Consider the following 15,526-nt stretch of genomic DNA (forward strand, 5'->3'; position numbering starts at 1 on the left):
ATACTTCTATCTGGCCTAAGCGCATTCATTTGTTTTGATCGTGCGCATCGCCCTCACGACAACCCCGAACCGCGAATGATCCCTTGGCGTTTCCTTGCACTTTTATCAGTGGTAATCGGATTACTTTTTGTCGCCCATTTATTCAATCAGTTCGGCGTCGAAACTGGACCAGACAAATCGCCCTTTGGCCGCTTTGGGTAAATATCAATCCAAGTTTACGTTGATATCCAATAGCCGCCTCGCAATTCTACGTGGCTCTGAGAAAAATTGCCTATGCGCAAGCGCAAGCACAACGAGCGTTGCGGAAATTGCAAAAGCCAGCGGCGATACAAACCAAGCAAGAACTGGCATAGCCATAAAGAAGCTACGCAAACCATAATTAAACTGCTTACTCGCCTCGATATTCATATCGCCTGCAGCTTCAGCATTTTCTATTGACTTAGGTTGCCCTAGCTCAGGCGTAGCCGCCATCATAACTGCGCAATAATTGAATAGTCGGTACGACCAACCGAACTTAAAAAATGCGTAAGCATACATACACATCAGCACTATTATTTTGAGATAAAACATCTCTGGCGTTGGTGATATATGAAGTATCGATTGCTCAAGAGCGACATGAAAATCTTCGGCGGCAGTCAGTAAACCAAAACCACCACCTATCGCCAATAGAGAGGTGGATGCAAAGAAGGATGTAGATTGCTGCAATCCTGAGATAATATTTCCATCGAGAATACGTACTTCTCGTTCGGCCATAATACGCATCCACCGTCTACGTTCTTCATGCATAGCAAAAGAAAGAGTCTCAGTCTTCCACTTACTATGGTCGGTCAGCCATGCGAACACTCGCCATACCAACAAGAACCACACCAATGCTGCACCATCATAAATACTCATAAACTCGCTCAACTGGCTCATACGAACTGACCGCTTCCCCCTCACTCAGAGGGTTTACATTCTCTCATACCGAGCGGCCTATATTAAGCTGCATCACTAATCAATGCGTGTGTGTATCTGGCCCATGCTTATGAGACTTTGTTTCGTGCGTATGCCCATGATCTTCTCGATCCAAATCCAACGGGGCATCAAACAAAACACTGTTTACACGTGTTCGTCCGGTGAAAGACAAGGTCTTCACGTTGCCATCAAGCTTGACATTTACCGTATTCGTCTGGTCCGGCCAAATATCTTGCAGCGCAGAATATCGAACGGTAAGGCCTTTGACTTCGCTCAAAAGTGGTGCTTCTTGATATACCCAGATATACCCTCTATCAAATTCATACCCCACTTCTTCCAAAGTAATTTCATCACCATTCAAAGTCTCAATACTAAATGAACTTATCACATAGCGGGCGAATTCCTGTTGAACTTCGGGATCAGAGATAATCGACTCTGCAGACCGTCCCAACATGTGCGCCGCATGTTCAGCATCATGTTGTGAAAATCTATGGACAATCTCAATCACACCTGTCCGCGCATTTGGCTCAATCGTCGCGATCGCAGCCTTTTGAGGGTGCGCGTGTGACATACCTTGCCCTAGTAGAACAAGGTACGCCAATACTGCACAAGACATAAGTCTCATCTTCATTCAGCAGCCACCGTGTCTGCTTTTTCTTTCTTCTCGTCGTCTTTCTTCAACTCAGTCTTGATATCTTGCATAATATCTCGACCAGACAGACTGGAGCTTCGCTTAGATTTATATGCCTCTATACGAGAAGGTACAATTTGGCGTGGGTATGAGTTGTTCTCGACGTCCACATCTGCTGTTTCCCAGTTGGGATCAACCACCACTTGCTCTAGCTGCTTACCTTTTGGATAAGTCAGTAGTTTACGCACTTTACGTGAATTCCTTCTCCAAATCTCTGCTGGAATATACACACGCTCTGTAGAACCGTCAGTAAACTCTAGTCCAAGTATGATCGGCATCACCAACCCACCAATATTTGAAAACTCTAATACGTAATAATTTTGATCTTCTTCAACAGCGCGATCAAAAGCTTCACGTTCCCATGGCTCCAAACCATCTAGGAAAGACTTATAAGCATTACGCTCTTTATTGGTGACTGTGTAGATATCGTTTTCATCATAAAAATCACGCACATTTGGATTTTCATCTACCCAAGTTTTCATGCCCGAAGCTTTATTTAGGTCAACACCAACCAAACTTGGTTTATCAGCATTTTCTTGGCGCAAACGCCCATAATCAATATCAGGATCTTCTGTGTCCAATTTAAGTTTGTAAACTTTATCCAACGAGATATCGACATGGTCTGTTGTGTAGAACCAACCTCGCCAAAACCAATCTAAGTCAGTTCCGGACGCTTCCTCCATAGTACGGAAAAAGTCTGACGGCGTCGGCCGTTTAAACTTCCAGCGGCGAGCATATTCTTTAAACGCAAAATCAAAACGCTCACGCCCCAAAATTGTGTCACGCAGAATGTGCAACGCAGCCGAAGGCTTACCATAGGAATTAGAACCAAGATTCAAAATAGAATCAGACTGGGTCATGATTGGTACTTGATTCGAAGACTCCATATAACTCGTCAAATCGCGCGCTAGGGAGCGAGTCCACGGCATATCAGGATCCCACTCATATCCCGCGACGGAATCGAGGAACGAATTGAGCCCCTCGTCCATCCAAGTCCATTGACGCTCATCTGAGTTTACAGTCATTGGGAAATAAATATGGCCAATTTCGTGTATTACCACACCAATCAGGAATATCTTCTCGGACATTGTATATGTACGTGAACCATCGTCTTGAAGAGTTGTACGAGGGCCATTAAATGTAATCATCGGGTATTCCATCCCGCCTACCGGTCCGTTCACTGATTGCGCAACGGGGTATGGATAATCAAATGCAAAACGTGAATACACATCTAAAGTATGCACGATAGCAGCGGTCGAGTACTTCTCCCAAAGCTCACCACCTTCTTTCGGCCAGAATGACATAGCCATAACAGTTTCGTTTTCAGCACCTGGTTGCTTGTGAGCTTGTGCATCCCACATAAATTTACGCGACGATGCCCAAGAAAAATCGCGCACATTATCAGCAACAAAACGCCAAGTCTTTTTCCCTGTTGGGAAAGACTTTTCATTTTCCAAAGCCTCTTCCGGTGTAACAATATACATTGGAGAGTCTGTTTTATTTTTAGCTTCATTCAAACGAGAACGCTGGGTAGCGGTAAGTACCGCACTCGCATTCTGCAAGACGCCTGTTGAGGCTACAATGTGGTCATTTGGAACAGTAAGTTGGACATCATAATCGCCAAACTCTAGCGTAAACTCTCCGCGACCCAAAAATTCCTTATTGTGCCATCCTTCATAATCAGAATAGGCGACCATACGCGGGAACCATTGCGCTAGAAGGAATAAATCATTGCCTCCTTCTCGCTCATCATCTGGAAAGTGTTCAAAACCGGCACGGGCAGACACTATGTTTTCTTCAACTATCTGGAAGTTCCAGTCTATTGAGAATGTGAAAGACTTACCAGACGCCAGTGGCTTAGGTAAATCAACACGCATCAAAGTGCCGACAATAGTGTAAGGCAATGCTGTGCCACGGGAATCAGCAACGCGAGTAATATTGTGACCGTAATCGTGATCAACCATAGCCTGCTGACGAGCAACTTCACCAAGGCTCAATTTAGCAGGCTCACCGCTACCTCCTGCACTAACTGCAGGTCCACGTCGACCAATGCCTCCAAAATCAGTAGAGAGTTCTTTCATTGAATCGCGTTTAAAAATGTTCTGATCCAATTGAAGCCAGAGATAACGCAAAGTATCTGGAGAATTGTTGGTATAAGCTATGGTTTCCTTACCAATCAGACGCCTTGCTTCTTCATCTAATTCAGCACGAATATTATAATCAGCTTCTTGTTGCCAGTACGCATGCCCTGGCTCTCCAGCCGCATTCCGATACACATTTGGTGATGGTAAAACTTCATCTAATTGTCGGAATTTATCTTCAAAATCACCCTTAGTTTGTTGAATACCTTGGGCGTTCGCTGTGCCAAAGAGTGCTATACATCCGATAACAATCGCGATTTTTCTCATTATTTTCCCCGTGCGGATACTTATTATTGCATCTATGTAACAATATATTTTTTAAAAAGCGAGTGAATTGCTCAATTCTTATAAATAGAGGGCCATTATTCCCAAATTGATGCATTTATAAACACCAAGACTCCCGCAACACGAGAAATCGAGCAATAAAACAGCATCTAGCACTACGTATTTGGCTTCTGCAGTAGAAACCATGTTATATCGTCCTGAGGGGCAATATTATCGCGCTTATATACAAACCCATAATCAACAAGATTAAGATTGTATTTCTCCATAAGCTCGCCAGCAAAATCTCGCTTGTACAAGCGCTCTGAATGACCGCGATAATTCACAGTCACAGGTGATGGATTATAATATTCAGCGACCAACACATATTTTTTGGACAGGCTGACAAGATTGTCATAAACAGCTTCTAGATATTCTGGATTAATATGGATCAGAACGGTAACTGAAAAAGTTAAATCAACCATTGGCAGATTGATTTTATCAAGAATAGTTCCAGTTTCGATTGTCCCAACGTTAAGCTTTCGAGCTTCATCAGCCGCTGCTGGGTTTATCTCTACCCCACCTAGCTCAATTAGCGGATTTAGACGTTTCAAAGCGGCAAGATTTAAACCGATATTGCATCCCATCTCGGTCGCAGACTGAATGCCATGCGCAGATTTCAACATTTGCGCCCACATGGCCATTTTGGAATAGAATAGAGATTCAGATTTGTTGCGATCTATGTAGGCATCTCCGAAATTGCCGGCCCAGAATTTTTCTTGCTCTGTCGAGAAGTTAGTCATCTCATACGCCTTTCCTACATCCATCTATCTTTATTGATGGGTTGCCCAGCTATTATTAGGTATCTTTGTAACGGTTTACTAATGGATATCTACGACCGCGATCGAAACTCTTTTCTCCTATTTTAACACCAGGAGGAGCCTGTCGGCGCTTGTACTCATTGATACGCACTAGACTATCTATACGTCTAACTGTCTCTAAATCATGACCACGTTCGATTATTGTATCTATACTCTCTTCACGCTCAATCAAACCATACAAGATGTCATCAAGGATGTGATAGGGAGGAAGGGAATCTTCATCTTTTTGATCTTCACGCAATTCAGCTGAAGGTGGTTTTGAGATTATATTCTCTGGAATAACTTCTCCAGCCGGTCCCAACGCTAACTTCGGCACATTTGCATTTCTCCAGCGCGCCAACTCGAACACTTCAGTTTTATAGATATCCTTTAGCGGATTATATCCCCCACACATATCTCCATACAGCGTCGCATATCCAACGGCCATTTCAGATTTATTACCTGTTGTGGTGACCATATGTCCAAATTTGTTGGAGAGCGCCATCAATGTCACACCACGCACGCGCGACTGTATATTCTCTTCTGTAGTATCTGGACTTGTTCCTTCAAACGCCTCCGACAACATTTGATCGTAGGCTGTCACTGCGGGTGAAATGAAAATGTTATCATACTTCACACCAAGCGCATTTGCACACGCTTCCGCATCTATTAAGCTTTCCCTTGACGTATATCGTGATGGCATCATTACGCACCACACATTTTCAGCCCCTAACGCATCTACAGCAATCGCAGCTACCATGGCGCTGTCGATTCCGCCAGACAAGCCAATGATAACTCCTGGAAACCCTGTCTTTCTTACGTAATCGCCAAGCCCCATCATAGTGGCCAAATAAGTTTCTTCTAAATCACTACTTAATTGAGACTTCTTGCCTTCAACGCACATTAACCCCATCGGGGTACGTTCCCAAACTGTTACGCCATACGCTTCTTCAAAATCGGGCAATTGTTGAACGATCCGCCCGCGAGAATCCACTGAAAACGATTCACCGTCAAAAGCGAGTTCATCTTGTCCCCCGACTTGGTTTACATAGACAAGCGGTAATCGCAAATCAGACCAAGTTGAAAAAGCTTTCAATCGCGCTTCACGAACATTCCGCCTCCATGGAGAACCATTGGGACTAAGCAGTATTTCTGCGCCTTTTTCTTTCAATTCATTTGGAACTGTATCAAGCCAAATATCTTCACATATAGGCAAACCTAATGTGAAACCACGAAATCCAATTGGTAACGGTTTTGGCCCCTGTTTGAACGTACGCACTTCATCAAACACATCATAGTTTGGCAATTCATATTTATGTCTAATCCCCTGAATCATCCCGTCAGCGACAAGCGCGACTGAATTATAGGGCAGCGGTTCACCTTCTTTCCAGACAGGTAGACCAATGATCAGACCAGGCCCGCCCTCGCGTGTTTTGGCGGCCAGTTCTTCCAACGCTCTCATACATGCAACAGATAGAGAAGGTTTTAAGACGAGATCTTCTGGAGGATATCCGCACAAGAATAATTCAGGCAGAATAACAAGATCAGCTCCGCTAGCATGCCCCTCATCAAGGGCAGCAAAGGCTTTTTCAAGGTTCGCTTCTACATCGCCAACGACTGCGTTAAGCTGTGCAGATAATAGTGTAAGTCTATCGCTCATAAGCAAGACTTAGTGTGCGTTGCCCAACTGAGCAATCATTGAAATGACCTATACCCTACATTTTCGATCATTTTCTACTAAGCCGCACTCTGAGTTTCACTTCGCATGACCTTTAATCGCATTGATATAACGCCACCAGCGTATAAGCGAGACACCGCATTTGCTGTCGTTTCAGATACAATTTGTCCGGATGCCAGAATAAGCTTGCCAGTATCATCAACAAGGTCAGTCGTCAGCAAATCCCCTTTGCTCAGACTTCCAGCCGTTATCTCTTTTAATTCTTTTACCGATGTACCGTGCTGCACATTAGCTAAAATAGGAGGCAATGCTGTAAACAGTCCCGCATCGTAAGAATTGATATTTTTCACTAAGTGATTGAATGCGGCGTTGACCTTGTTTGGCTCGTCAGGATTCATACATCGCGCAACATCAATCAAAATTCGTAACAACCGCGCATCTGGTGTTAATGTCACGTTTTCGGCCATCTTACTTCCTGCTGGAGTGGACATAAGCATAAGCTTCGCTACACCTTGAAGTCGAGGCACATTGCCGATCATCTCACTCGCAGAAACACAGGAAGTTAAAACGAGCGCACGCTCTTCAGACGTAAGAGATTCCTCACTATTTCGTTTCTCTGCCAATTCAGCAGGCAACAATGTATCGCCAATTGGCCAGAGAGCGCAGGCAGTCTTCAATTCCCAAGTATAGGGTATATTTAAAGTTTTACACGCCACTTCAGCCCAGCGCGTTACCATACATGTACGTTTGAAACGGTCAGGATAAGCCATAGCCAACATATCCGTCATTATTTTAATCGTACCGGCAACCGTTTCTTCAAGGACATATGCCTCCGTAGACATCCGCAAGTGATGATCGTGCGCTTCACGGACAACTTTCAGCAAATGCGTAGTGCTGCAAGGTTTCCCAACAAATCTAAACACTTCTGCCTCATTAGTCGCTGAGACTGCCGTTTGCTGGTCGGTGTTACCAGTCAACATTACCCGCACGACACGCGGAAAATGTGTTTTGACTTTCGCTAGAAAAGTCGCACCATCCACTTTAGGCATATTCTGGTCCGAGACGATAACCGAAAATGGACCACTTTTATCGAGTTTACGTAGCCCCTCAATTGCTCCGGTCGCGACAACAATATCTAAATCCTTCCGCAAATTACGCTTAATAGCGCTTAAAAGGTTTTCATCATCATCAACAAACAGAACTCGGATTAAATCACTCATATATTAAAGTGCCTTCTCTCTATGAAATCGAACAGCACTTATTTCGTCAGCTCTCTGTTGAGCGCTCCCTCCAGCTCCAGAGACACTAACTAAATGTTCCATAATTTGGGATACTCGCAGGGGCATGCCAGACAAACAAGTTACGTATGCAGCTGCTGCAACGGCCCCCTTATCTTGCAATGTCTGCTTTAACATTTCGCTTCCCGTACATCCAATCACTTCTCCAATCCATGAAAGAAGACCAATTGCATATCCATCCTCACAATCAGCATCTGATGCACCTTCCTGCTGACTTCTCTCAAAAAGGCGCTGCGCAGTCTTAACCGCTTCAGTGGATATATTTGTCAGTTCAGCATCAATAGGCGCAGTATCCGCGGCAGCTAACAATGCCCCAGTTTCCCAAAGGTCGGCTAACGTCTCAAGCCCCACATTATTCACTGCCGATGCTATACTTAGTGTTTCAGCTGGGCTTCCAAAATAGGAAGAATTTGCAAGTTGCAGAACCCGAAACGCTAAACCAGGATCATGAGCAACCACTTGGGTCAATTCACTAAGATTACCTGTCTTAAAAACACCCTCCAAAACATCATGGGTTTGTGTGGAGCCCGCAAAACAAGTTATATTCGACATATATTTTTGCATTGATCGCGGCAGAATCTCATCATCAAAAGCAAAAGCAGCCTCAATCGCACGAATAAGCTTTCCTTCGTCACAAGGTTTGGAAAAAAACTGATGAGAACGCCCCACTGTTCGTCGCGTCAAATCTCTATCTGCTTCCCCCGATAGAACTATTCTTATTCGTCCCTTCTTATGAGATGCAGCAAATTCAAGGACCTTTGCGCCATCCACATTCGGCATACGCATATCCGTAACAATAGCATCCGGTTCATTATGAGAAACCCAATCTATCGCAGCCTTCCCACCTTCAAGGAAGGCCATATCCCAGACATCACGTTTGGATCGCAACAACCGCTTTAAGCCACGTAAAATATTTTGCTCATCGTCTACGAAAGCAACAACATATTTCATCGCAACACCTCCAATTGCCCGATTGTGTCAGGTGAAATTGGTAATTTCACAATGAATCGACTGCCTTTACCTTGTTGAGATTCACACAAAATCTCACCCTTATGCTTGGTACGAATAATGTTATAGGAAATAGCCAGTCCTTGTCCTGTTCCTTTTCCAACATCTTTAGTCGTAAAGAACGGATCAAACATACGGTCCTGAATATCTTTTGGCATACCACAGCCAGTGTCTGAAACCTCAATAGTCAGCCACCCATCAGCTTCGCTCGTTTTTATCGCTATACGACCTAGATCTTTATTTCTGCACTCAGCAATGGCATCTGCCGCATTCACTATTAAATTCACTAGAACCTGATTTATATCACCTTTATTGCAAGGAATTTTCGATAGATTCTCTTCGAGCTCCAGATCAATTTCTGCAACATACTTCCATTGATTTCGCGTTACAGTAAGCGTGGTATTGATCACTTCGTTCAGGTCAACATTCGCATGCCCCTCCTGCCCCGGATGGGAAAACTCTTTGATCGCTTTTACTATTCCAGCAACTTGCTCTAGGCCCTTGAGTGATTGTTCGATAGCTTGAGGAATTTCCTCCAACAGGAAATCAATATCCGCCTCTTCTGTCTTTGAACGGATTTGCTCGGCACCAGCATTATTTTGAAACAATTCAAGTAAACTGACAATTTCCTGCAGTGACTCACCTAAGAATCGCATATTATCGCCAACGTATTGAATAGGTGTGTTAATTTCATGCGCAACACCTGATGCAAGTGTACCCAGAGCCTCAAGTTTTTGCGCCTGACTTAATTCCTTCTCCAACTCTTTTCTTTTTGCTTCATCACGACGTCTACGAGTTATATCGTGGATGATCCACACCATAGCTCTTCGTCCATCAGGTTTAACGATTGTGCTAATCCCAACCTCGGCAGGAAATGCGCCTTCGCCATTCAATCTCGCAACAGCTTCAAATTGAATATCATCGCTTCCAGATTTCAGCTTGATGTTGATCAGTCGCTCTATTGCTTTGCTTCTTTCGAACAAATCCAAAACGTTTAAATCTAGCAAATCGTCTTGCATCAATCCAAACATTTCATTGGCAGATTTATTAGATTGAACGACATTCAACCGATCGTTCACTAACAATATGCCTGTCACGGTATGGTCTAGAATAGTATTGAGTTGCTGACGTTGCCCCTCAAGATTTTCAGCGACTTTTTTCAACGCCTCGTTTGCTTGATAGAGAGAGCGGCTTTTATTTTCTAATAATTCTTCAGCTTGCTCACGCGCACTTTTTTCACGCTGCAATCGCGCAATCAGTGTTTCAATGCTTAGTTCAGCTGAGTTGAGGTCCGAGTTATTAAGAACCGAATGCATGTTTTTTCTCCCTCTATCAGTTGATTGCGTTGAATCGTGGCTTCAGTTTCAAAATACTCCAGAGCGCCTTCGATCAATCCATGAGCAGCATCTCCAAGCTCACGATGAGAAGAATACAACAACTCCATAATATCCAAGCCGAGGCGAGTAGTTTCAATCATCGGTGGACGAGAGTCAGGGTATAGCTTCATCACCTCGGTATGTACGTGATTGCCAATATGATCCAAAAAACTGAAAATATCATTATGCGCCAGAAAATACCCCGGATACTGCTCGCAGAACTGACCGAGCAAAAATTTTCCAAAGGCACGTACTAAATCTTGTACCGGCGTTTCATCTTCTTCTGATAAAGCAACAACCATAGACACCAACTCTGAGTGAGAATAATTGCCTACACTTGTATAAGCGCCGTTTGTTTCTGTATTCGATTGTTTGATTATACGTTCGGTGACTTCAGGAGAGTAAAATATGTCTACCATTTTTAAAAATTCAGTAAAAATCATCCCCTGCATCTTTATCTCTCCAATCAATTCATCAGATTTAAATCTACCCTAAGTCGGTGCTTTTTTTTAAGATATCCCCATTTGGGGACATTCAGATAAAACGCATCAATTTATAGTGGCGATTATCGATTAGTTTTCTATGGATTGAACATGCTTCCCCTCCGACGATATGAACAAAAAAACGAAGCCAATAGCACTAAAAGAAGCTACAAACCTCGCGTTCTTATCGTTGATGACGAATTGCCAGTATTGCTAACTCTAAAACGCGCAATGAGGAAGAAATACGATATCGTAGTTGCCATAACAGCCGAGCAAGCACTCAAAAGCTTAGAAGGTCAGGCACAGTTTGCAGTCATTTTGTCTGACCTACACATGCCAGGAACAGACGGCATAACATTTCTTAAGGAAGCAAAACGACTATCTCCCTCTACAGCTCGCATAATGTTAACAGGCAGCGCTGACAATTCGATTACCCTTCAAGCAGTCAATGAATGCCAGATATTTCGTTTTCTACAGAAACCCTGCTCCGCCGACCAAATTGGTGAAGCAATAGAATTGGGGGTTCAATCCTATGAAACAATGCGAGCACCACACAACGAAGCGGCGAATATTCTTAGCAAGTTTCAAGATGAACTACGCACACCATTGGTACAGATGTTGTCGGACGCTAAACTAATCAAACAAGACCTGCCCACAAACGTCAAATCCGTGGAATATGTATCTCAAATCTTGGAAAATGGGCATTCTATACTCGAAAAGGCGGAAACCATTTTAGACTTAGTGGCGATACATACATCGGAGTATTCAATAAACCTCTCAAGCTTCGACACCCACTCTCTTATAAAATCCGCCATTGATCCTTTTCGAAAACTAGCGCTCGCCAAAGGATTGCACCTTGAAATAGACATGCCAACCACACCTATTGATATTCATTCAGATGAAAGACTACTCAATCGTGCCCTCTCAGGACTAATTTCTAATGCAGTAAAATTCGCTCCAATTGATTCTGTCATCAAGTTGAATATTGACAAATCAGGCGAAGACAACAGCCACATTAAATTTGAAATTATTGATCAAGGCTTAGGCTTCGACGCTGATAGCGCGAACTTGGCGTTACAAGACCTCAATCATTCCTTCGGCAATAACAACACATCGCCACAAACCGGATTAGGATTACCACTCGCCTCGACGACTGCAGAATTTTTGGGTGGATATCTTGAGCTGAACAGTCAACCGAATAAGGGAACTACGGCTAGTTTATTCATACCGACACGGCGTGATGAAACATCCGTTGATAGCTAGCCGGATACAAACTTTAGGAAGCTCGTTTTTTAACAATAGCAGCAGGAGACGTAAGCACTATTTTCATCAATTCAGCCTGACGACTTGCCCCCGTTTTTCCAAATATGCGTTTTAAATAGGTGCGGGCACTTGAAACAGTAATACCGGAACGGCGCGCAGCTTCATCCAAATTGCCACCTTGTGTAATTGTAAATGTAATCGCTGCCTCAGCAGGCGTGAGACCAAACATGCTCTGAAGCACTTCTGGAGCCAAAGACGACACAGTCTCTTCTGACCTCGAAAGTAGAACAACCGTCCGTCCGCCCGGGAAATTACGACTACCCTGAGGGATTGCCACAAAATTTAATTCCGTGTCAGCGCATTGATCCTTCAACGACAACCACCTAACCCGATCATCCTCATCAATACTCGCTTGCGCGATCATATCGTGCAGCGCTTGTGAATCCGAACAGTTAGACGCACGACATATTCCATCAATGCCGACTACCAGACCAATCTTATTTTCCAAAAGCTTACGGCCCGCAGGGTTTGCATACAAGACGCGACATTCTTCAGATACCACCACCACTGCGGCTGTTATCATATTCAGTGCAGCTTCGGCATAATTTTGAACAGATAAATCAGGTTTGGCATCTGTAACGGCATCTTCGATAGCTTGAATAAGAACATGCTTATCCACCGGCTTTTCAAGAAAGCGGAATACATGCAAATCGTTGATAGCACTTATTGCCGAGGAAAAATCTCCCGAGCCTGATAGAATAATATACCGTGCACTTGAACACCCTTCAGTAGCCATCACCTCAGAAATCAATGCTTGCCCTGAAAGTTCCGGCATCTTCAAATCGGATACCAAAACATCTATTGGTTTGGTTTTTGCGGCTTCTAAAGCTTTTAACGGGGATGTAAAAAAGCACATATCCCAAGCCGCATTCATACTATTTAGGCTCCGGCGAAGCCCATCAAGTAGACCTTGGTCATCGTCCACAAAGCAAATAGATGGCTTTAAAATATTCATATTCAACAACTATAGGTTAGTTATTGCAACTATATGAATAAATTCATTACATCTATTTGCTTAATCTCATACCTTAGTATGAATTACTGTAAATGTTTCACCAATACATCACACACTCGGTTCGCCTGTGCATCCGATAAATATGGGTGCATTGGGATAGAAAGAGACTCGTTTGCAGCTTTTTCACATGCCGCCAATCCATCTACTGGCGCATATGTTGCGAAAGCCTGCATTTTATGTAGTGGCGTATCGTAATATACTGCTGTAGGGATACCCTCTTCTTGTAATGCCGCACGCACTGCATCGCGATTTTCAACACGAATTGTATACAACCCATACCCATTTTCAGCACCAGCCTGCGCCTCCTGCAAAGGCACAACACCTTTCAAGCGTTCATCGTAGATTTTAGCAATTGCTAGACGACGCGTACGTTCCGCGCCAAAAATCGCTAACTTCTCACTTACCACCGCACACTGAATACTGTCGCAACGTCCATTGATACCAACACGCACACTTAGTTTACGTTGATTATCCGTACCGTGCCAACGAATAGAACGCAGAACGTCCGCAATCTCAGTATCGGTTGTCAAAATCGCGCCACCATCACCATAACCACCCAGAGTTTTTGTCGGATAGAATGAAGTACCTGTGATCTCTGCGATTGCCCCAACCCATTTACCATTTTGTTTACCGCCAAATGCTTGTGCACCATCCGCAATAACACGCAATTTATACATGTCAGCGATACCTTGAATCGTATCATAATCTGCAGGCAAGCCATAAAGGTCTACCGGCATAATCGCGCTCGCAGTAAGGTCTCGGCGTGCTTTCACAGCCTTAATCTTACGTTCCAGATCAATGTGACACATATTGAAGGTTTTAGGGTCTATATCCACAAACACAGGCGTCGCACCTGCCAGCAAAACCGCGTTTGCAGTAGCATTATAGGTAAAGCCTGGAATAAACACGGCATCACCGTGGCCATATCCAAGAGCAATCAAAGGCATTACCAATGCCTGCGTACCCGATCCAACCGCAACCGCATCTACCGCCCCAGTTGCTTGAGCTAACTTTTGTTCAAGCTCATCTACTTCAGGACCACCAATATGGCGACCATGATCTAGAATTGTCGTAAATCGTTTCTCAATTTTTTCACGTACGAGCTTTTGCTGAGCGGTCAGATCAAAAAATTGGATCGGTGCGTCCGCATCTACTTGAGGAATAACAACGTCAGGAGAATGAGATAGATCGATTGTCATGGGTAATACTCTTACACTTTTTGAGAAATAGCGATTTCAACAGCTTCGGCTAATGCACTCGCACGCGCACCTGCTTCGCCGGGAATTGGAGATTGTACTTCTTTGCTCGCAGCGTCAAAGAAAGCAAAGTCCGCCTTTTGCAACGGGTCTGGCAATATATCTGATACATCAAGTCGAATATCAAATTGCGTTTCATTGCGTACGGTACGCGCTAAAAAATCAATCTCAACTTCACCTGAAGGATAAACAATTTTCATTGTTCGCTCACGCTGAGGTGCACACCGGCTAGCTTTAAATTTGGCGATACCGCCACCTGTATATTCAATCTCAGCGAAGGCTTCATCTGTTCTCTCAGAGTGCTCAATCCGCCCCGATACCGATGTCACCTTCGCGTCAGCATCAAAAAGGGCATTCGCAAGATCAATATCATGCACCATAAGATCAAAAACAACGCTCACATCCTCACATCGTCCAGTTGGGGATGCAGGCGCGGCCCTTACAGCCTCAATGCTGAGTGGTTTTTCGGGCGCACCCAGAATTCCCATTGCTTCAAAAACGAAACGTTCCTGGTGCCCGACTTGAATAGTCGCTCCTTTTTCGTGAGCGAGCGCAACAAGTGCATCTGCTTCTACACCTGTTAGCGCCAAAGGCTTTTCAACAAATACGTGACGCCCTGCACGCAGAACGCGCCCAGCATAGGCCGCATGCGTGGTTGCAGGTGTTGCAATCATTATCGCATCACACACTAGAATAAGTGTGTCGATATCCTCAACAACCTCTCCAGCACCCACTTTATCGACAACAGCCTGCGCTGCAGCGAGGTTCAAATCATAAACCCCCATGAAGACTGTATTTTCAGACTGCACTATTTTTTGGGCGTGATAGCCGGCAAACACACCAGCTCCAATTAAACCTACTCTTAACTCAGACACGTAAGCGATCCTTCAGACCGTAATAAAAAAACTCTTCCCAAACCCGAAGCACACCAAGACCTGATCCCGAGCCGATAAGCAAGTGGTGACCTAATCAAAGAGAATTACCATATTTTACATGCAGGCAAGTCATTGCCGTAAAAACCAACATCAATCTCGGCAAATGCGCGCAGAGACGAAGCTGTTAAATTAAGGAAACCCAGTGCAAATGGGTTGAACACTTTTTAGGAGCATGTATAGAATCAATCAATCGCGTCACTCGGAATTTCATTACGAAATTCTGCTAGTGGCGCGTATTTGTATCAAGT

General features: G+C 44.2%; 13 protein-coding genes. 1 reads left to right on the plus strand and 12 read right to left on the minus strand.

The features are described from left to right. Positions 1–204: 204 nt before the first annotated feature. From ACFQS8_RS03680 to ACFQS8_RS03720, 9 genes are all read right to left on the minus strand, one after another. Positions 205–915, minus strand: a complete 711-nt coding sequence (locus ACFQS8_RS03680) for a DUF599 domain-containing protein (RefSeq protein ID WP_382165827.1) — start codon at positions 913–915, stop codon at positions 205–207. A gap of 79 nt (positions 916–994) precedes the next feature. Further along, positions 995–1,585, minus strand: a complete 591-nt coding sequence (locus ACFQS8_RS03685) for a DUF6702 family protein (protein WP_382165829.1) — start codon at positions 1,583–1,585, stop codon at positions 995–997. After that, a complete protein-coding gene (locus tag ACFQS8_RS03690) occupies positions 1,582–4,053 on the minus strand; it encodes a M1 family metallopeptidase (RefSeq protein WP_382165831.1) in 2,472 nt (823 codons plus the stop codon). The genes ACFQS8_RS03685 and ACFQS8_RS03690 overlap by 4 nt, the downstream gene beginning before the upstream one ends. A 173-nt stretch (positions 4,054–4,226) precedes the next feature. Next, a complete protein-coding gene (locus ACFQS8_RS03695) occupies positions 4,227–4,850 on the minus strand; it encodes a pseudaminic acid biosynthesis-associated methylase (RefSeq protein WP_382165833.1) in 624 nt (207 codons plus the stop codon). A gap of 55 nt (positions 4,851–4,905) precedes the next feature. Next, positions 4,906–6,567: an NAD+ synthase gene (locus ACFQS8_RS03700; RefSeq protein ID WP_382165835.1), complete on the minus strand. Its 1,662-nt coding sequence runs from the start codon at positions 6,565–6,567 to the stop codon at positions 4,906–4,908. Between the two features lie 77 nt (positions 6,568–6,644). Beyond that, positions 6,645–7,805 (minus strand): response regulator, encoded by a 1,161-nt coding sequence (locus tag ACFQS8_RS03705; RefSeq protein ID WP_382165837.1) that lies wholly within the window; start codon positions 7,803–7,805, stop codon positions 6,645–6,647. Positions 7,806–7,808: 3 nt separating this feature from the next. Beyond that, positions 7,809–8,834, minus strand: a complete 1,026-nt coding sequence (locus ACFQS8_RS03710; RefSeq protein ID WP_382165839.1) for a response regulator — start codon at positions 8,832–8,834, stop codon at positions 7,809–7,811. After that, positions 8,831–10,207: a sensor histidine kinase gene (locus ACFQS8_RS03715; protein WP_382165841.1), complete on the minus strand. Its 1,377-nt coding sequence runs from the start codon at positions 10,205–10,207 to the stop codon at positions 8,831–8,833. The genes ACFQS8_RS03710 and ACFQS8_RS03715 overlap by 4 nt, the downstream gene beginning before the upstream one ends. Continuing rightward, a complete protein-coding gene (locus tag ACFQS8_RS03720) occupies positions 10,162–10,719 on the minus strand; it encodes a heme NO-binding domain-containing protein (RefSeq protein ID WP_382165843.1) in 558 nt (185 codons plus the stop codon). Before ACFQS8_RS03720 ends, ACFQS8_RS03715 begins: the two co-directional genes overlap by 46 nt. Positions 10,720–10,860: 141 nt before the next feature. On the opposite strand from ACFQS8_RS03720, the gene ACFQS8_RS03725 reads away from it, so the two are divergent. Next, complete coding sequence (locus ACFQS8_RS03725) at positions 10,861–12,012, plus strand: hybrid sensor histidine kinase/response regulator (RefSeq protein WP_382165845.1); 1,152 nt, start codon at positions 10,861–10,863, stop codon at positions 12,010–12,012. A 13-nt stretch (positions 12,013–12,025) separates the two neighbouring features. Here ACFQS8_RS03725 and ACFQS8_RS03730 read toward each other — a convergent pair whose 3' ends face one another. The 3 genes from ACFQS8_RS03730 to ACFQS8_RS03740 all read right to left on the minus strand — a co-directional run bounded on the left by ACFQS8_RS03730 (position 12,026) and on the right by ACFQS8_RS03740 (position 15,218). Next, the gene (locus ACFQS8_RS03730; protein ID WP_382165847.1) at positions 12,026–13,027 is read right to left on the minus strand and encodes a DNA-binding response regulator; all 1,002 of its coding nucleotides are present in this window, start codon (positions 13,025–13,027) and stop codon (positions 12,026–12,028) included. 83 nt (positions 13,028–13,110) lie between these two features. Further along, positions 13,111–14,286 (minus strand): DegT/DnrJ/EryC1/StrS family aminotransferase, encoded by a 1,176-nt coding sequence (locus ACFQS8_RS03735; protein ID WP_382165849.1) that lies wholly within the window; start codon positions 14,284–14,286, stop codon positions 13,111–13,113. A gap of 11 nt (positions 14,287–14,297) precedes the next feature. Then, positions 14,298–15,218 (minus strand): Gfo/Idh/MocA family protein, encoded by a 921-nt coding sequence (locus ACFQS8_RS03740; RefSeq protein WP_382165851.1) that lies wholly within the window; start codon positions 15,216–15,218, stop codon positions 14,298–14,300. Between the last annotated feature and the right edge of the window lie 308 nt (positions 15,219–15,526).

Source organism: Hirschia litorea, from assembly GCF_042665075.1.
GTDB lineage: Bacteria > Pseudomonadota > Alphaproteobacteria > Caulobacterales > Hyphomonadaceae > Hirschia > Hirschia litorea.